Annotated in this window: 15 protein-coding genes and 2 tRNA genes; 10 read left to right on the top strand and 7 right to left on the bottom strand. The window is 33.6% G+C overall.

Annotation, left to right across the window (positions count from 1 at the left end; genetic code table 11):
• The 6 genes from HM982_RS14850 (at window position 1) to HM982_RS14875 (ending at window position 6,394) form a co-directional block, all read left to right on the top strand.
• Window positions 1-741: an isoprenyl transferase gene (locus tag HM982_RS14850; protein ID WP_179354311.1), complete on the top strand. Its 741-nt coding sequence runs from the start codon at window positions 1-3 to the stop codon at window positions 739-741.
• A complete protein-coding gene (gene bamA / locus HM982_RS14855; protein ID WP_179354113.1) occupies window positions 713-3,340 on the top strand; it encodes an outer membrane protein assembly factor BamA in 2,628 nt (875 codons plus the stop codon). The genes HM982_RS14850 and bamA overlap by 29 nt, the downstream gene beginning before the upstream one ends.
• A gap of 156 nt (window positions 3,341-3,496) precedes the next feature.
• Window positions 3,497-4,618, top strand: a complete 1,122-nt coding sequence (locus HM982_RS14860; protein ID WP_179354115.1) for an OmpH family outer membrane protein — start codon at window positions 3,497-3,499, stop codon at window positions 4,616-4,618.
• 45 nt (window positions 4,619-4,663) lie between these two features.
• Window positions 4,664-5,164 (top strand): OmpH family outer membrane protein, encoded by a 501-nt coding sequence (locus HM982_RS14865; RefSeq protein ID WP_179354117.1) that lies wholly within the window; start codon window positions 4,664-4,666, stop codon window positions 5,162-5,164.
• Between the two features lie 66 nt (window positions 5,165-5,230).
• Window positions 5,231-6,010, top strand: coding sequence for a glutamate racemase (gene murI, locus HM982_RS14870; protein ID WP_179354119.1), 780 nt, complete (start codon window positions 5,231-5,233; stop codon window positions 6,008-6,010).
• Between the two features lie 33 nt (window positions 6,011-6,043).
• Complete coding sequence (locus HM982_RS14875) at window positions 6,044-6,394, top strand: GTPase (protein WP_179354121.1); 351 nt, start codon at window positions 6,044-6,046, stop codon at window positions 6,392-6,394.
• 32 nt (window positions 6,395-6,426) lie between these two features.
• Here HM982_RS14875 and HM982_RS14880 read toward each other — a convergent pair whose 3' ends face one another.
• From HM982_RS14880 to HM982_RS14900, 5 genes are all read right to left on the bottom strand, one after another.
• Window positions 6,427-6,945, bottom strand: coding sequence for a gamma carbonic anhydrase family protein (locus HM982_RS14880; protein ID WP_179354123.1), 519 nt, complete (start codon window positions 6,943-6,945; stop codon window positions 6,427-6,429).
• 127 nt (window positions 6,946-7,072) lie between these two features.
• Window positions 7,073-7,267, bottom strand: coding sequence for a 30S ribosomal protein S21 (rpsU, locus tag HM982_RS14885; RefSeq protein ID WP_114308482.1), 195 nt, complete (start codon window positions 7,265-7,267; stop codon window positions 7,073-7,075).
• Window positions 7,268-7,477: 210 nt separating this feature from the next.
• Complete coding sequence (locus HM982_RS14890) at window positions 7,478-8,341, bottom strand: sigma-70 family RNA polymerase sigma factor (RefSeq protein WP_179354124.1); 864 nt, start codon at window positions 8,339-8,341, stop codon at window positions 7,478-7,480.
• A 109-nt stretch (window positions 8,342-8,450) separates the two neighbouring features.
• A complete protein-coding gene (locus tag HM982_RS14895; RefSeq protein ID WP_179354126.1) occupies window positions 8,451-11,138 on the bottom strand; it encodes an AsmA-like C-terminal region-containing protein in 2,688 nt (895 codons plus the stop codon).
• Between the two features lie 130 nt (window positions 11,139-11,268).
• Window positions 11,269-11,973 (bottom strand): queuosine precursor transporter, encoded by a 705-nt coding sequence (locus tag HM982_RS14900; RefSeq protein ID WP_179354312.1) that lies wholly within the window; start codon window positions 11,971-11,973, stop codon window positions 11,269-11,271.
• A gap of 308 nt (window positions 11,974-12,281) precedes the next feature.
• Between HM982_RS14900 and folK the strand changes: the two genes are divergently transcribed.
• Window positions 12,282-13,409 carry a 2-amino-4-hydroxy-6-hydroxymethyldihydropteridine diphosphokinase gene (gene folK, locus HM982_RS14905; RefSeq protein WP_179354128.1) on the top strand — a complete coding sequence of 376 codons (1,128 nt, stop codon included), beginning with the start codon at window positions 12,282-12,284 and terminating at the stop codon, window positions 13,407-13,409.
• Window positions 13,410-13,458: 49 nt separating this feature from the next.
• Here the strand turns inward: folK and HM982_RS14910 are convergent, their stop codons facing one another.
• Both HM982_RS14910 and HM982_RS14915 read right to left on the bottom strand, forming a co-directional pair.
• On the bottom strand, window positions 13,459-14,160 hold the full coding sequence (locus HM982_RS14910) for a methyltransferase domain-containing protein (protein WP_179354129.1): 702 nt from the start codon (window positions 14,158-14,160) through the stop codon (window positions 13,459-13,461).
• Window positions 14,161-14,405: 245 nt separating this feature from the next.
• Complete coding sequence (locus HM982_RS14915) at window positions 14,406-14,942, bottom strand: RNA methyltransferase (protein WP_179354131.1); 537 nt, start codon at window positions 14,940-14,942, stop codon at window positions 14,406-14,408.
• A gap of 262 nt (window positions 14,943-15,204) precedes the next feature.
• On the opposite strand from HM982_RS14915, the gene mutS reads away from it, so the two are divergent.
• The 3 genes from mutS (at window position 15,205) to HM982_RS14930 (ending at window position 18,110) form a co-directional block, all read left to right on the top strand.
• Window positions 15,205-17,817: a DNA mismatch repair protein MutS gene (mutS, locus tag HM982_RS14920; RefSeq protein WP_179354133.1), complete on the top strand. Its 2,613-nt coding sequence runs from the start codon at window positions 15,205-15,207 to the stop codon at window positions 17,815-17,817.
• 94 nt (window positions 17,818-17,911) lie between these two features.
• A tRNA-Gly gene (locus HM982_RS14925) sits at window positions 17,912-17,983 on the top strand.
• Window positions 17,984-18,026: 43 nt separating this feature from the next.
• A tRNA-Leu gene (locus HM982_RS14930) sits at window positions 18,027-18,110 on the top strand.
• Window positions 18,111-18,127: the final 17 nt, after the last annotated feature.

Consider the following 18,127-nt stretch of genomic DNA (forward strand, 5'->3'; position numbering starts at 1 on the left):
ATGAGTTTAAAAGAACAAATAAACAAAAACAAGCTCCCCAGTCATGTGGCAATTATCATGGATGGTAATGGGCGTTGGGCTAAACAACAAGGGTTGTTACGTGCTATAGGTCATGAAAATGGTACAAAATCAGTTCGGCAAACTGTAGAAGCTAGTGCAGAATTAGGGATTAAAAATTTAACCCTTTACGCATTTTCAACCGAAAATTGGAACCGACCAAAGCTAGAAGTGCAAACTTTAATGAAGCTGCTAGTTAAATCTTTAAAAAAAGAAATAAAGACACTGCAGGACAATGGTATAAGGCTGTGTGCTATTGGTTGCCTTAAAGATTTACCAAAAAGAGCATATCAAGAACTTCTCGATGTAATAGAAAAAACAAAAACGAATACAAATATGACATTAACACTTGCGCTGAGTTACGGTTCTCGCGAGGAGATTGTTAATGTTATTAAGGAATTATCAGTTAAAGTTAAAAATAATATAATTTCTATAGAAAGTATTGATGAATCAATTATAAATAAGCATCTTTACACGCAAAATTTACCAGACGTTGACCTGCTTATTCGCACAAGTGGTGAGCAACGGATTAGTAATTTTTTGCTATGGCAAATCGCCTATGCAGAATTATATTTTACAGATATTTTATGGCCAGATTTTCAAAAAGAAAATTTATATGAGGCTATCATAAACTATCAAAACAGAGAACGAAGATTTGGAAAAACAAGCGAACAACTTACCTAACAATTCAGTATTGAAATCATTTATTAAACTTTTTTGTACTGTATTTCTCTTTACATTATCATTTTCAGGTAATGCTCAGGTTGAAGGAGATACCTATTTAATTAAAGAAATTACGGTTACAGGAAACACTAATTTTAGTGCACAAACCATTATTGCTTATTCTAAACTGAGGAAGGATGAGGAGATTCAAGTCGGTGGAGAAAAAATTGCCAATGCAGTAAAAACATTATGGAAATCTAATCTATTTAGTAGTATTGATATCTACATTACAAATATAGACGGAAGTACGGCAAATTTAGAGATTAATCTTAGTGATTTACCAGAACTAAAAGAACTGACTATAGAAGGGATTAAAAAAGGTAAAAAAGAAGAACTTATTACCGAAAACAAACTAAAAACGGGTCAGAAAGTTACCGAAAATCTTATTGCAACGACTAAAAACTATCTTACTAATAAGTATAAGAAGAAAGGATTTTTAAATACCAAAATTAACATCGCAACATCACAAGTTATCGATTCTGTTGAAAAAGAACGTGTTGATATGCGTATCGATATTGATAAAGGTGAAAAAGTAAAAATAAAAGCGATAAACTTTATAGGGAATGAGAAAATAGCAGAAAAAAAGCTTCGTAAGGCGATGAAAAATACGAAGCAAAAAAGCTTAAGTCCTTTAAGAATATTTAAACGTTCAAAATATATTGAAGAAGATTTTAGAACTGATTTGGTAAGCGTTGTAGATTATTATAAAGAAAACGGCTATAGAGATGCTCGGATTATTTCAGATTCAATTACTTACTTAGATGAGAAAAATATAAATTTAGATATAAAGGTTGAAGAGGGAGAAAAATATACGTTTGGAAAAATAACTTTTGTAGGTAACACGGTTTATTCTAACCAACAATTATCAAATCTTCTAGGTATAAAAGAAGGCGACACTTATAATGGTGTAGAGTTACGAGAACGTATTGCAGATGAGACCGATCCTGATGCTAATGATATTACCAACGCTTATCAGAATTTTGGTTATATGTTCTCCACTATAAACCCCGTTGAGGTTAGTGCAGAAGGCAATGTAATTGATATGGAAATTCGTATCACAGAAGGAAAGCCTGCTTACTTTAATAATGTAACTGTTGTTGGTAATGATGTTACAAACGATCACGTGGTTTATAGGGAAATTAGAACGCGTCCAGGACAATTATACAGAAAAGCAGATATCATTAGAACGATTAGAGAATTAGGTCAATTAGGTTATTTTGATGCGCAACAAATTACACCAGACATTAAAAACCCAAACCCCGTAGATGGAACTTTAGATGTTGAATATTCTGTTGTAGAGCAAGGGTCTAGTCAAATACAATTGCAAGGTGGTTACGGTGGCGGTGGCTTTATTGGTACCTTAGGATTATCGTTTAACAATTTTGCCATAAAAGATATCTTCAAGAAAGATGCCTACAAACCAGTACCAAGAGGTGATGGTCAAAGTTTAGCATTGAGACTTCAAGCGAGTCAGTTTTTTCAAACCTATAGTTTTTCATTTAGTGAGCCTTGGTTTGGAGGTAAAAAACCGTTTCAAATGTCAACATCACTATCTCACTCTAGACAGTTTTTATACGATTCGTCAACAGGAACAGCTGATAAAAGTAAACGTTTTAATATTACAGGCTTAACGTTTGGGCTTTCAACAAGATTATCTGAGCCAGATGATTATTTCTTATTGTCACAGGCTATTAGTTACCAACATTATGATCTTCAGAATTATAATACGGGGTTATTTACTTTTGGTGATGGAACTTCTAATAACTTATCTTACACCATTGGTTTAAGTAGAAATAACCTTAGTGTAGATCCAATTTATCCAACTGGAGGTTCTAATTTTTCAGTATCAGCGAAGTTTTCATTCCCTTATTCTCTAGTTAATGGTGTGGATTATGATGCACTACAAGATGAAAGAACTGAACAAAATGAAATTATTAGTGAATACTCATCTAATACTAATCCAACACCTGCAGAAACAACAACTTATAATAATGCCATAGCAAGAGTAGGAGAAATTGATCAAGAGCGATTTAACTGGTTAGAATTTTATAAGATTAAATTTAAAGCAGACTGGTATCAAGCATTAACCAAAAAATTAGTATTGCGTCCTAGTATGGAGTTTGGATTCCTTGGTGCTTATAATAATGCACGTGGCGTTATTCCTTTTGAGCGTTTCTTTGTTGGTGGTGATGGTTTAGGAAACTTTTCTTTAGATGGTAGAGAGGTCGTGCAATTACGTGGTTATCCTAACCAATCTTTATCTTCAGATGATGGAGGATCTATTTATAACAAATTCTCTTTAGAATTAAGATATCCTATTACTTTAGGGGCTCAAGCTAAAATTTATGCATTATCATTTTTAGAAGCAGGTTCGTCTGTAAATGATTTTAAAGATTTTGATCCATTTAACCTTCAGAGATCTGCTGGTTTTGGTCTAAGAATTTTTATGCCAGCCTTTGGTTTACTTGGGATTGACTTTGGTCATGCATTTGATGAGTCACCTTACGGAGCCACAGTTAAAAATTGGGAGACACACTTTATAATAGGACAACAATTTTAAGTTTGGCACGATATTTTCTAATAGCTAAATAAGGATTTCATCATGTTGTTAAAATTTTTAAGAATATATTTCGTTAAATTTGAAGATTAGTAACATTAATAGTTTAAAACATTTAATGTTACGAGTAGAATGTCTCAAAATATAAAAACAATAATGATGAAATTTAAAGTTCTTTTTTTAATATTAATTATAAGTTTACTAGCTTTTAGTGCTAATGCACAGCGAGGCGTAAGATTAGGTTATATTGATACGGAGTATATTTTGCAAAATGTACCAGAGTATCAACAAGCGTCTTCACAGTTAGATAAAAAAGTTGAAGCTTGGAAATCTGAAATTGAAACAAAATTAAACGCCATTGAACAAAAGAAAAAAGAGCTCGATAATGAACGTGTACTTTTAACTAAAGAATTGTACGATGAGCGTTTTGAAGATATTTCTTATGATGAAGCAGAAGTATTAGATTATCAGCAAAAACGTTTTGGTCCCAATGGGGATTTGATGATTCAAAAACGTCAATTGATAGAGCCAATTCAAGATCAAATTTTTGCAGCTGTTAGAGATATTGCAGAGACCGGAAAATATGATTTTGTGTTTGATAAATCTGCAGACGTTGTTATGTTATACTCAGCAGAACGTTACGATTTAAGTGAACGCGTACTAAATACCATTACCAGAACATCTAAGCGGTCTCAAGCTAAAAACAGGAAAGAACGTCAAGAATTAGCCGATGAAGAGGTTGTTCCGGAAGTCGATTCAGATAAAGATGCACGTCAACAAGCTTTAGAAGATCGTAAAGCCAAACGAGAAGAAGAATTAGCCGCTAAACGTGCCGAACGTGAAAAAGCAGCCGAAGACAGAAAAAAGGCCATAGAGGAAGAAAGAGAAGCTAGAAGATTAGAAGCAGAAGCAAGAAGAGAACAAGCGCAAGACAGTAGAAATAAAAGTAGTGTACCAGAAGAAGCTGAAGAAGAAAAGAAGGAAAAAGTTACAGAGAAAGATTCTGTAGCCACACCAACACCGAAGTCAATTATAAAATCAGATAGTACAGAAGTAAAAAACGAAGTTAAAAAAGACTCAGCAAGTACTGCCACACCAAAAACAGCAGCAGAAATTGCAGAAGAACAACGTCAAGAGAAATTAAGAGATAGAGAAGCTCGCAAAAAAGAATTAGAAGCGCGTAAACAAAAAATTATAGAACAACGTAAAGCTGCACGAGAAGAACGTGAGCGCCAAGTAAAACGTAATGATTCTATCGCAAAGGCAAAGAAAAACGAATAAATCAATTAATAATCTATAACACACAAAACAAATACAATTAAGAAAATGAAACATTTAAAAACATTATTATTTGCAGCAGTACTTTTTATAGGAGCAACAAGTTTTACAACTGCTCAAAGTAAAATTGCTCATATTAATAAGCAGGAGTTAATTAAAGCGATGCCAGCTTATACTCAAGCTCAAACAGAAATTGAGAATTTAGGAAAAACATATGAAACTGAAATTCAAAATTCAATTAAAGAGTTAGATAAAAAGTTGAAGCAATACACTGCTGAAGAGCCAACGCAAACTGAAGAGGAAAACATGAAGCGTATGCAAGAAGTTGAAGGAATTAAACAAAGTTTAGGAGAATATCAACAACAAGCTCAGAAGCAATTACAAGAGAAAGAATTTAATCTTTTAAAGCCAATTGTTGAAAAAGCTGATAATGCAATCAAAGCGGTAGCTAATGCTCAAGGTTTTCAGTATGTAGTAGATTCTGGTATGCTTATCGTAGCAGAAGGTAAAGACCTTATGGCAGACGTAAAAAAACAATTAGGAATGTAATTCCTAGTTAAAAATAATAGTTAAAAAGTCGCTTATTATTAAGCGGCTTTTTTATTTTTATACAATATGAGTAGTCAACCTATAGGTATATTTGATTCTGGTATTGGAGGAACATCTATCTTCAAGGAAATTCACGCACTTTTACCGCATGAAAACTGTATTTATTTGGCAGATAGTAAATATGCGCCCTATGGAAACAAGTCTCATAAAGAAATTGTTGAGCTTAGTATAAAGAATACGGAGCATCTTATTGATAGAGGTTGTAAAATCATTGTAGTAGCTTGTAATACGGCAACAACCAATGCCATAGATTACCTAAGGCGTAATTATAATATACCTTTTATAGGTATAGAGCCTGCTATAAAGCCAGCAGCATTAAACACACAAACTAAAGCAATTGGTATTTTGGCCACTAAAGGAACTTTAAGTAGTCAACTTTTTCACAAAACTACAGATTTGTATGCTAATGGTATTAAAGTTGTAGAACAAGTTGGAGAAGGTATTGTGCCATTAATAGAAGCCGGAGAAGTAGATTCGGAAGCCATGCGTTATCTGTTAGAAGCTTACTTAGAGCCTATGCTAGCACAGAATATAGATTTCCTAGTCTTAGGATGCACACACTATCCTTATCTTATTCCTATGCTTTCTAAAATGCTTCCTAAGCATATTAAAATAATCGATTCTGGTAGAGCGGTAGCACATCAGACAAAAGCTATATTAGCCTCTCAAAGTTTACTTAATTCTTCTATAGCCATCCCAGAAATTCAATTATTTTCAAATAGTGATCTTACGGTTTTAAGTTCAATACTAGACAATAAATTTAAAGTAACTTATTTAGAATTTTAGTAAGGTTAATTAGATTTCTATTACTAAGACCTTATGACATTACTATTTGTTTATAACGCCAACTCCGGGACGTTAAATGGATTATTTGATATAGGGCATAAATTATTTAGTCCTTCAACGTATCAATGTAGTCTTTGTGCTATAACACATGATATCTTTAAGGAAAATACAGCATGGAAAAACTTTAAAAACCAAAGTCAATTTCAAATGGAATTTTATCACAAAGATGAGTTTGAAACTAAATTTCCAAATGTAAACCTGAATTACCCTACGGTATTAAGACGAGATTCGTATCAGCTAACTACAGTTTTAACACCTGAGGTATTGAATAAGATATCGTCTGTTGAGGCTTTAATAAAAGGACTAAAAGCTAATGTACAATAATCCGTGTAAATATTAACCAGGAGTATTTTTGTCTAATCTTCTTTAAGCCAGCTAGAATACTTTACATAATTATTAGCAATACGATCAATCTCACCCGAAATTAATTCTTTGCTAATATCTTTTACTTTTTTTGCAGGTACGCCTGCGTAGATGCTTCCAGATTCTACAATTGTATTTTTGGTAACCACTGCTCCTGCAGCGATAATGCTATTGCTTTCAACAATACAGTCGTCCATAACAATACTTCCCATACCAATAAGTACATTGTCTTTAACGGTACAACCATGTACTAAAGCATTGTGCCCTATAGAAACATTGTTTCCTATTGTTGTTGGTGATTTTTGGTAAGTGGCGTGAATAACAGCACCATCTTGTATATTCACTTTATTTCCTATTTTAATATAGTGTACATCACCTCTAATTACGGCATTAAACCATACGCTACATTCACTCCCTAGAGTAACATCTCCAACAATAGTTGCATTCTCTGCAACGTAGCAATCTTCTGGTATTTGTGGATGTTTTCCCTGTACAGTTTTTATAATTGGCATAACTTATAATTTAGTAAAATTAGTATCCCTTAAAGATAAAATGAAAAACCCAAATAAGGTAGTTTATGGCACAAAAAAAGAGTAGCAAATTTGCTACTCTTTAGTCTTAATTTTATGAATGAGAAAATTATACGTTTTCTGCGTCTCTTAAGCCTTGAATGTACTCAGCTTTCTGAACTTCTCTTCTTCTCTTTACAGAAGGTTTAGTGAAATAACGAGATTCTCTAAGGTTTTGCATAATTTGCACATTTCTGTGTTTACGCTTGTAACGCTTAAGTGCACGTTCTATATTTTCTCCTTCTTTGATTTCGATTTTAATCATTATATCGATATATTTTTGTTAACTAATTCTTGCAAATGGTCGGCAAATATACTCTAACTATTTGAAAATAAAAAATTAATTGAAACTTTTAAGTATTTATTTTTAACTTAAAACGATTCCGTAATATTTAAGTGCGATAATTAATACGTTAAGCCTAAAACTCCTAAAAAAAAGATTTTACTTTTTTAGATTAAAGCTCAAAAATATTGACTATCCTAAATAAGTTTTTAGAATCTTACTCTTACTGGCGTGTCTTAATCTACGAATCCCTTTTTCTCTAATTTGTCTAACACGTTCACGCGTTAAGTCATAGATGCTTCCAATTTCTTCTAAAGTCATTGGTGGCTGGTCTCCGATGCCAAAATTTAAACGAATCACATCGCTTTCTTTTTGCGTTAATGTTTCTAAAGCACGCTCTACTTCAACATTTAAAGATTCGCGCATTAAATCTTTATCAGGTCTTGGTGATTCACCAGAACTTACCACATCATATAGACTAAAGGTTTCGCCGTCTTTTAATGGTGCATCCATTGACAGGTGACGACCAGAATTTTTCATAGATTGCTTAACCTCACGAACGCTTATATCTAATTCGCCAGCAATTTCATCGGCGTTAGGTGGTCTTTGGTTAATTTGTTCTAAATGCGAAAAGGCTTTATTAATTTTATTAATAGTCCCAATTTTATTTAAAGGCAAACGTACAATACGAGACTGTTCAGCTAAAGCTTGTAAAATAGCTTGTCTAATCCACCATACTGCATAAGAAATAAACTTAAAACCTCTAGTTTCATCAAAACGCTTTGCTGCTTTTACCAAACCTGCATTACCTTCATTAATTAAATCTGGTAATTTTAAACCTTGATTTTGATATTGTTTTGCAACCGATACAACAAACCTTAAGTTGGCCGTTGTTAATTTATCTAGTGCAGCTTGATCACCCTTCTTTATAAGTTGTGCTAATTCCACTTCTTCATCTGCTGTTATCAACGGAATCTTACTTATATCTTGTAGATATTTATCTAAAGATTTATCTTCCCTGTTGGTAACCTGCTTGGTGATTTTTAATTGCCTCATGTATCCTATTTAAAATTTAGTGAACCTTCAATGTAAACTAATTATTAAGAATTCCAAAAAATTAGGTAATTATTAACAGAATTTTGTTGAAAATGGTTATTTTTTGCGATTAACGGTCCGTTTGGGTAGTGTCTTGTGCTTTGTCGTTTGTAGAATTTTTCTTTCCACCTAAAAGACCTCCCAATATATTACTAACCCCTTCTTTAACTTTATCTTTGGTTGCTTGCTTTGTGCTATCTTCTTTTGTTGTTGTAGAAGTAGAGTCTGTTTGGGTTTTATTGTCATTTACAAGTCCGCTTAATAAATCCTTGACTTTATCCTTTCCTTGACCAATTAATTTTTGTTTTTCAATTTCAATTAATTGTTTCGTTAAGTCGGTAACACCACTTGTTAAATCGGTTTGAACATTAGGACTTGTAAATGTGCCTCCAATGTTTGCGGTTATAGGAACCGTAAGATTGTTAACTTCACTATCATTAATTTGACCTATTAAACGGTTAACTTCACTACCTAAATATTTTGCTGGTACTTGTAATACAGCACTGTAATTCATGGTATTTGTAAAGCTGTGAGAACCCGAAACTTCAATAGGGATATCTTTGTAGTTAATAGTGAATGGCTGTACAGCAACATTGCCGTTTTCAAAACTTAAATTAGCTACGATATCTTTTAGGTTAAGTCCATCAAAATCCACAAAATCTAACTTGCTGTCTAAAGTATTTAATAAAGGGCTATTACTGGTGTCTACTTCATCTGTTAAAATTTTTGCTAAAGCGCTACCTGAAATCGTGGCTAAATCTGGTGAAAGACTATCATCTAATAACCCACTGACATCAATTGTAGAATTAAATTTACCTTGTAATACTTTTGCGATAGGCGCTAAAGCTTTCAGCATTTCTAATTCTGAAAAGGATTGTGAAATATCAAAATTTTGTATACCAAGCTTCATATCAAACGTTGGCTTTTCACCTTTGGTTGAAACATTTCCTGTAAGACCTAATTGCCCGTTAAAAATATCCGTAGTCATATTCTGAAGACTCGCGGATTGATCTTTAATTACTAACTGTCCCTTTACATTTTTTAAGTTGAGGTTGTCATAAATAACCGTTTTGGCATTGGCTGTGATAGTACAATCTAAAAACGCAGGAATTTTAAGTGCTTCTGCCGTTGCTGTTGTTCCACCAGTAGTTTCGTTTGACGTTTCTGTTTCTGTGGTTTCAGTGTCGTCAGACATAAAATCTGACAAAGCAAAGGTGTTAGAGTTGAGGTTGAAATTACCCTGAAGGTTTTTGTCACTCAACATAAATCCTAATAAATTATTGATAGTTCCTGTGGCCGAAAAATCACTTTTTCCAGTTAAGGCATCAAAACTATTTAAACTTACGGTTCCTGGTTTAAAGCTTAAATCTGCCTTATTTATTTGAATTGGATTTAATAAGTCTTCAGAAGAAAATACAAAATCAGATAACGATACGTTTCCTACGCTTTTAATACGTTGGTAAGCATTAGTGTCTATAGCATCCATATCAAAAGACGTGCTTACATTGGCTTTTAATATACCACTTAACTGCGTGTCCAATTCCACAGGATACGCTTTCGTAATATTTGCTAAATTGAGTGAGCCATCTAATTTAGCAGCTACTAACATGTTTTTAGTAAGATTTTTAAGTGAAGCTTCGGCCTTAAAAACATCTTCATCAATTTGAAAATTAAACTTGTCAATATTCACAAAGGTGTCATCAACATTTCCTGTCGTGTTTTTTACAGAAATATCGATTCCTATATTTCTAACACTTTTTTGAAGTTGTGGAAATTTGAAAGACGCATTTTCTGAAAGTAAATTAATGTCTAGGGTCGGAATCGTTTCTTCAGAGACTAAACCTTTTACAATTCCATTAACGGTAAAATTTCCTGTGGTACTTACATCGGCAACATCTTTGGCGTAAGCCTCAGGAACAAGTGCTAAAAAGTCTTTAAATGTGGCACCTGGGTTTTTAAACGTTATGTCTATTTGTTGTCCGGCTTCAACCAGTTGTACATAACCGTCAAATTCTAACGGCAATGCATTGATAAAGCCAGTATTATCTTTAAAGGTGTATTTCTGTTGGTCTAAATCTAAATCGATAAGCGCATCTAATTTAACACTTGTGTTTGTTAAATATGATGTGCTATCCATAACGAAACTCACATTGGCTTCTGTATTCGTATCTAATTCAGAAGTGCCCCCAGAAAAGATACCTGTTCCTGAATGGTTAATTTCTGTAAGATAAAAAGACATGTTAGATGTGTCGTCTATATAAGTAAAGGCGCTATTATTTAACTCGTAATTGTCAATGTCAAAACTAAAACCAGCTGAGCTTTCTGTTTCTGTAGATGTTTCTACTGCGGTCTCACTTTCTTTTACAATATCGTAATTTACAGCACCTGTTTTATTGGTTTTTATAACTAAAAGTAGTTCGTTGGCAATAATTTCATTGATTTCTAAAGGCTCTTCTGTACCTTTTAATAATTGCATCATTCCCATTTCAAAAGAAATAGATTTTGCAGTAACTAAGTCTTCGCCTTCAAAAGGGGCGCGGTTGGTTATTTTTAGATTTTGAATACTGACTTCAGCCTTAGGAAAACTACTAATAAGACTCAAGCTGATATCATCAAACGATAACTCGGCTTCTAAATTTTCATCTGCATAGTTTTGAACAATGGTGTCTATTTTAGATTCTAAAACAAACGGTATCGCTACAAGAATTACGATAAATATTAGTAATACAATTCCGATAATTTTCAAAAATTTCTTCATAAAGTTTATTTGTAGGTGTTTGTTAAAGACGCTTTTAATATATACGCAAATTTCTGCATAAAAGTTGCTAATTTCAATAAGTTTAAGAAGATTTTAATGATTTGATACTGATAAATGGCTTACCGTATTGTTATAGTAAATCAATTTCCTCATTTACTTTTAAATTGAACCGTTTTCGAAATAAATAAACACCTAAATATAAAAAAGGGGTGTCTAATAAGGCTACGATAACTTTAAAAAGAAAACCACTAACCAGTAAGCCTGCGAAATTTTCCCAATCGATAATCCCAAAAAAACAAAGTAAACTTACAATAGTTAGCGTATCTATAAACTGTGAAAACCAAGTGGAAAAGTTGTTTCTAAGCCATAAGTGTTTGCCTTTAGTAACGCGTTTCCAAAAATGATAAATTTGAATGTCTATAAATTGCGCAAATAAGTAAGTGAGCATACTTGCGAAAACAGCAATTGTGGTATTGCCAAAGACTTTGTTAAATAGAGTGTCATTAACATAAGACCAGCTTGTTGCTGGTACACTCGAGGCCGTATAAATGATTAGTAACGAAAATAAAGAAGCAAAAATACCGACAACCACAATATCATTAGCGCGTTTTTTACCGTAAATCTCACTAATTAAATCGGTGATTAAAAAGGTGATAGGATAGGGTAAAATACCTACTGAAATCTCGAACAGTTTAGAACCGAATATTTCAACCTCAAAAGGATGCCAATAAAAGAATTTTTGAAAGATGAGGTTAGAAACGACAAGTGATGTAATGAATAGTCCACCGAGTAAGAGGTAGATGCGTTGGGCTAAATGCTTGTCTCTTAAGGATATCAAATTGTAAATAGGGCTTGTTTTCTGTAAAGGTAAAGAATTTGAGTGAGAATGGAGCGTATATTAGGTGGGAAGCGGGAGTGAAGACGGTAGGAGCACGAAACATGAAGCGCGAAGCTGGCGAGGATAGAAACTTAAAAAAGTTGGTTTTCAAATAATTTGTCCCGTTAGGTGTCACAAATTGGTGGCCAAATATATCCGCAACAATGTTTTTAATGTGCCGTTTTGCACATGGTGTTTTTTATTTATCAACAAGAAGGGGTTATCATTAGCATAATAGATATTGTTTTAGTTATTTTGAAAATTCTATGAAGCCAACCAAAATCATTCACATCGCATTAGGAAGTAATAAAGGTCAGAAACTGCAGCATTTGCAATTGGCTATTGATGCTGTTTTTAAGCGTGTTGGCGTGGTAAAAAAGATTTCTAAAGTTTATAAAACACCAGCTTTAGGATTTAATGGGGACGATTTTTATAACGCCTGCATTACGGTAGAAACAGAACTGAAACCGAAACGTGTTTTAAAAATTCTTCAGGAAATTGAAAAGGAACTCGGCCGAAAACCAAAAACTTCAAATGCCTATGAATCTCGAGAAATAGATTTGGACATTTTGTTTTTTGAAGATGAAATTATTGAAGAAAAAAACTTAACCATACCTCATTTAGAATTGCATAAACGCAAATTTGTTTTACAACCGCTAACAGATATTGCAATAGATTTTAAGCATCCTATTCTTAATAAATCGATGGAAACTTTACGACTAGGTTGTGAAGATGATTCTGAAATTGAAGCTCTTGAAGTTTGTCTCAAAAATCCAACAAGTGCTTATGTTTTTCACAATCATAATTATATTGCTATCGAAGGGAATATTGGCGCGGGAAAAACAAGTCTAGCGAATAAAATTTCTAGAGATTTTAATGCGAAATTAATTTTAGAACGCTTTGCAGACAATCCATTTTTGCCAAAATTTTATAAGGAACCAGACCGTTATGCATTTACTTTAGAAATGTCTTTTTTAGCAGACCGTTACCAACAAATTTCAGACGATTTATCGCAACTCGATTTGTTTAGGGATTTTATGGTCAGTGATTATGATGTGTTTAAATCTTTGATTTTTTCTAAGATTACTTTACCGGAAGACGAATTTAGGTTGTATAGAAAATTATTCTATCAAGTATACAAGGATATTGCTAAACCCGATTTGTATGTGTATTTGTATCAGAATACCGAACGGTTACAGGCTAATATTAAAAAACGAGGACGTAATTATGAAAAAGATATTAAAGACGATTACCTTGAAAAAATAAATGCTGGCTATCTCGAATTTCTAAAAAGTCAGCAAGAGATGAATGTGAAAATTATTGATATTTCGGATAAGGATTTTGTGAAATCTCGTGAGGATTATTTGTGGCTTTTGAATGAGATTAATAGTTAGTTTACAGTCTCAGTCGCAGTTTAGTTGATATTAAATTTAAAATTTAGGATTAATTCTCTGTGAATCTCTGTGCCTCCGTGGTAAATCTCTGAGGGATAATCTCGTAAAGTTGAGTCACAATAATCCCTTTTTTATCCTTAGGATCAACCACATTCAAGACTTTTACATCTTTAACATGTAAATTGAAAGGCGCTTTTAATAAGTCGACGCCACTTTGTTGTTTTAATCGAATGCCTTGACTTGCAATTTTGTCTTTATTGGCTTCAAAATGACCTTGTGGGAGGTGTTCTGTTAAAATGATGTATTTGTAATCTTTTATCTTTTCAATGATTTGAAGGATTTCCGCATTTGATAGATGCTGCAATACTTGTCTTATGAGTACACAATCTGCCTTTGGTAATACATCTTCGGCAATATTTAAACAATGAAACTCTAAATTTTCAGCTTTGAATACGGTTTTATTCCGCGCAATAAGACTTTCAACAATATCAATCCCAATATATTTCTTAGTGTATTTGGTGAGTTGCTTTCCAATATTAAAATCACCACAACCCAAATCTAAAACCACTAGATTATTGTTGTGCGATTTTAGAAATTTGATAACCGCTTCTAAGTAAGGTTGTGTAATGTCAGTGTTGTGAGAACCCTCACCAGAATAAAAATCCATGTCGGTTCCGCCCCAAAGATGTTTATCGTAAACCTGTTCCATAACAGCTTTAGTAGGCCAAGGGATTTTATTTCTTCTATGCATTTTTCATGTTTGTTTCTGCTTGCTTTTTAGATGAATTTGTAATTTATAGTCTCAGTCTCAGTCCCACAGAGTGTCGGAATGGCATACATTTTAAGACTTCGTTTTGTATAATTTTGAAATTACACCCTTGGTGTCATTGACTGCGTCGAACCGCTTCGCTAGGTTTCCAAAATGAGGCGCGATTGGGAATCTCAAATTTATAAAAGTTTTGTTCCGTTTTTCATTTTTACTCGAGAAACAACAAGTTAACCTCTAGCATCTAGTTTCGAAAACACATCCCAAATCACCACGCCACAACTCACTGAGATATTTAAGGAATGCTTAGTGCCATATTGCGGAATTTCAATCACTACATCACTGGCGTCCACTACCTCTTGAGCTACACCTTTAACTTCGTTGCCAAATACAAAAGCGTATTTTTTATTAGGCTGAGGTGAAAATTTGTTGAGCATCGTTGCATTTTCTGCTTGTTCAATCGAACAGATATTTACGCGCTCAGTCTTTAATTTTTTTATAACCTCTAAGGTGTTTTTAGCATATTCCCAATCTACGGTTTCGGTACTTCCTAAGGCAGTTTTTCTAATATCGTTATGTGGAGGAGTCGCTGTAATACCACAGAGATAAATCTTTTCAATTAAAAAAGCATCACTTGTTCTAAACACAGAGCCGATGTTATTTAAACTTCTAATATTATCGAGTATAATAATGATTGGTGATTTTTCAGCCGTTTTAAATTCTGAAACTTCCAATCGGTCTAATTCTTCGTTTTTTAGTTTTCTCATCTTTAGTTTCCGCTAAAATGGTATTTTGTTTAAGAGACCTGCAAGGTTTTGCCAACCTTGTAGGTCTAAAATAGCAACTGTTCTTAATTTTTTAGACTTATCAGGTTTCTAAAACCTGACAGGTCTGAAAAGTGCAATTATCAACACCTGTAAATAAATTCTAACTTTTCAGTTTTAATAAGCCTCAAAATATAAGTAATTTAGCAAACTTGCAATTCTGAAATTTTTCAAGACAAAAATATAACTTAAAACCAGATTACCATTGGCTAAATCCGCAAAAAAAGTAACCCCATTAATGAAACAATATAATGCCATCAAGGTAAAGTATCCGGATGCATTGTTATTGTTTCGTGTAGGCGATTTTTACGAAACATTTGGTAGCGATGCCGTTAAAGCTTCTAAAATTCTAGACATCATCTTAACCAAACGTGGTGCTGGGAGTGAGAGCGAAACAGAATTGGCTGGTTTTCCGCATCATTCTTTAAATACTTATTTGCCTAAGTTAGTTAGAGCAGGGGAACGCGTGGCGATTTGCGATCAGTTAGAAGACCCAAAGCAAACCAAAACCATTGTAAAACGTGGTGTTACGGAATTAGTTACACCAGGCGTGGCTTTTAATGATGATATTCTACATTCTAAGTCCAATAATTTTTTAGCCGCTGTCTATTTTGAAAAGGAACGTATTGGGGTTTCATTTTTAGATATTTCAACCGGAGAATTTTTAACCTCTCAAGGCAATGCAGAATATGTAGATAAATTACTTCAGAATTTTAATCCAAGTGAGGTCTTAATTTCTAAGAAAAGCAGAAAAGTGTTTTTGGATACTTTTGGAGATGATTTTCATACCTTTTATTTGGAAGATTGGGTATTTCAAGCCGATTATGCGCATGAAACTTTAACCAAGCATTTTAACACAAAAACGCTTAAAGGCTTTGGAATAGAGGATTTATACGAAGGTATTATCGCTTCGGGCGTGGTGCTTCATTATTTAGGGGAAACACGTCATAATAAATTAGAACACATTACTACAGTTTCTAGAATTGCAACCGACGATTATGTGTGGATGGATAAATTCACTATTAGAAATTTAGAGTTGTACCATTCTACCAATGCTAATGCGGTCACCTTAATCAATGTCATTGATAAAACGATTTCTGCTATGGGCGGAAGAACCTTAAAACGTTGGTTAGCCTTGCCTTTAAAACATGCTAAAAAAATAAAGCAGCGTCATGAAGTTGTAAAATATTTACTAGAAAATGAAACCGTATTACAAAAGGTTCAAGGACAAATAAAACATATTGGCGATATTGAACGCCTTATTTCAAAAATAGCAACCACTAAGGTTAGTCCGCGTGAGGTTATTCAACTTAAAAATTCCTTAGATGCTATAGTGCCCATAAAAGCCGAAGCTGAAACTTGTGAAAACGAAGCTTTAAAAGTTCTGGGCGATAATCTGCATCGTTGTGATTTATTGCGCCAAAAAATAAAAGAAACCTTAAACGAAGACGCCCCAGTTAATGTGTTAAAAGGACAGACCATTGCTGTAGGTTTTTCTGAAGAATTAGACGAATTAAGGGGGTTATCGCAATCGGGTAAAACGTATTTAGATACTATGTTGAAGCGCGAAAGTGATCGTACAGGGATTACCTCTTTAAAAATAGCCTCTAATAATGTATTTGGCTATTATATTGAAGTTCGTAATTCTCATAAAGATAAGGTGCCTGAAGAATGGATTCGTAAACAAACCTTAGTTAATGCAGAGCGTTATATCACCGAAGAGCTAAAAGAATATGAAGCAAAGATTTTAGGTGCAGAGGAACGTATTCTAGTTATAGAACAGCAATTGTTTAGCGAATTGGTGACGTGGATGCATCAGTTTATTGTTTCGGTACAACAGAATGCACAACTTATTGGGCAGTTAGATTGTTTATGTGGTTTTGCAAGTTTAGCAAATGCAAATAAATACGTGTACCCACAAATTGATGATAGTTACGATTTAGAAATTAAAGATGGTCGCCACCCAGTTATTGAAAAACAATTGCCAATCGGTGAGCCTTATATAACTAACGATGTTTTTTTAGACCGAGAGACCCAACAAATTATTATGATTACGGGGCCTAACATGTCTGGTAAGTCGGCCATTTTAAGACAAACGGCTTTAATTGTGTTGTTAGCGCAAATAGGAAGTTTTGTGCCTGCTGATAAAGCAAGAATTGGTTTAGTAGATAAGATTTTTACTAGAGTAGGTGCGAGCGATAATATTTCGATGGGTGAATCTACTTTTATGGTAGAAATGAATGAAACCGCTTCTATTCTAAATAATATTTCAGACCGGAGTTTAGTGTTGTTAGATGAAATAGGAAGAGGAACTAGTACATACGATGGTATCTCTATTGCTTGGGCCATTAGCGAATATTTACACGAGCATCCGTCTAGTCCTAAAACGCTGTTTGCAACACATTACCATGAGTTAAATGAAATGAGTGAGACCTTTGGTCGTATTAAAAATTTCAATGTCGCTGTAAAAGAATTAAAAGACAATGTGCTTTTTGTTCGGAAATTGGTTGAAGGCGGCAGTGAACACAGTTTTGGTATACATGTAGCAAAAATGGCTGGGATGCCACAGCAAGTAATTCGTCGTGCGAATAAAATTTTATCCAAATTAGAAAAATCACACTCCAGTGAAGAACTCACAGATAAAGTTAAAGGACTTAAAGATGATTTACAATTAAGCTTTTTTAATTTAGATGACCCTCTTTTAGAGGACATTAAAGAGGAGATTTTACATACAGATATTGATACCTTAACTCCGGTAGAAGCTTTAATGAAACTCAATGAAATTAAGCGCATGTTGCTTAAGAAAAAGCAGGCTTAAATTTTTTTAATTTTTTTTTAAAAATTGTTTTTTAATTCCAAAATAAAGTATAAATTTGCACCCGCTTTGAAAGCGAAAAACGTTCATTTAAATTGCGAAAGTAGCTCAGGGGTAGAGCATCACCTTGCCAAGGTGGAGGTCGTGGGTTCAAATCCCATCTTTCGCTCGATATAATATACCAATTTTTAGTTACAGTCTGTAGCTAAAATGCTGAAGTGGTGGAATTGGTAGACACGTTGGACTTAAAATCCAATGTCCATTAGGACGTACGGGTTCAAGTCCCGTCTTCAGTACTAAGCCTTTGTAGGAT

Origin of the sequence: Winogradskyella vidalii (genome assembly GCF_013403955.1) — a bacterium.
Classification (GTDB): Bacteria; Bacteroidota; Bacteroidia; order Flavobacteriales; family Flavobacteriaceae; genus Winogradskyella; species Winogradskyella vidalii.

Bases quoted from the DNA above. Each gene is read 5' to 3' on its own strand.
- HM982_RS14915 (WP_179354131.1), bottom strand. From the start codon at position 14,942: ATGAGAAAACTAAAAAACGAAGAATTAGACCGATTGGAAGTTTCAGAA.
- rpsU (WP_114308482.1), bottom strand. From the start codon at position 7,267: ATGATTAAAATCGAAATCAAAGAAGGAGAAAATATAGAACGTGCACTT.
- HM982_RS14890 (WP_179354124.1), bottom strand. From the start codon at position 8,341: ATGAGGCAATTAAAAATCACCAAGCAGGTTACCAACAGGGAAGATAAA.
- HM982_RS14875 (WP_179354121.1), top strand. From the start codon at position 6,044: ATGACATTACTATTTGTTTATAACGCCAACTCCGGGACGTTAAATGGA.
- HM982_RS14880 (WP_179354123.1), bottom strand. From the start codon at position 6,945: ATGCCAATTATAAAAACTGTACAGGGAAAACATCCACAAATACCAGAA.
- HM982_RS14910 (WP_179354129.1), bottom strand. From the start codon at position 14,160: ATGCATAGAAGAAATAAAATCCCTTGGCCTACTAAAGCTGTTATGGAA.
- HM982_RS14895 (WP_179354126.1), bottom strand. From the start codon at position 11,138: ATGAAGAAATTTTTGAAAATTATCGGAATTGTATTACTAATATTTATC.
- HM982_RS14865 (WP_179354117.1), top strand. From the start codon at position 4,664: ATGAAACATTTAAAAACATTATTATTTGCAGCAGTACTTTTTATAGGA.
- murI (WP_179354119.1), top strand. From the start codon at position 5,231: ATGAGTAGTCAACCTATAGGTATATTTGATTCTGGTATTGGAGGAACA.
- HM982_RS14860 (WP_179354115.1), top strand. From the start codon at position 3,497: ATGAAATTTAAAGTTCTTTTTTTAATATTAATTATAAGTTTACTAGCT.
- folK (WP_179354128.1), top strand. From the start codon at position 12,282: ATGAAGCCAACCAAAATCATTCACATCGCATTAGGAAGTAATAAAGGT.
- HM982_RS14850 (WP_179354311.1), top strand. From the start codon at position 1: ATGAGTTTAAAAGAACAAATAAACAAAAACAAGCTCCCCAGTCATGTG.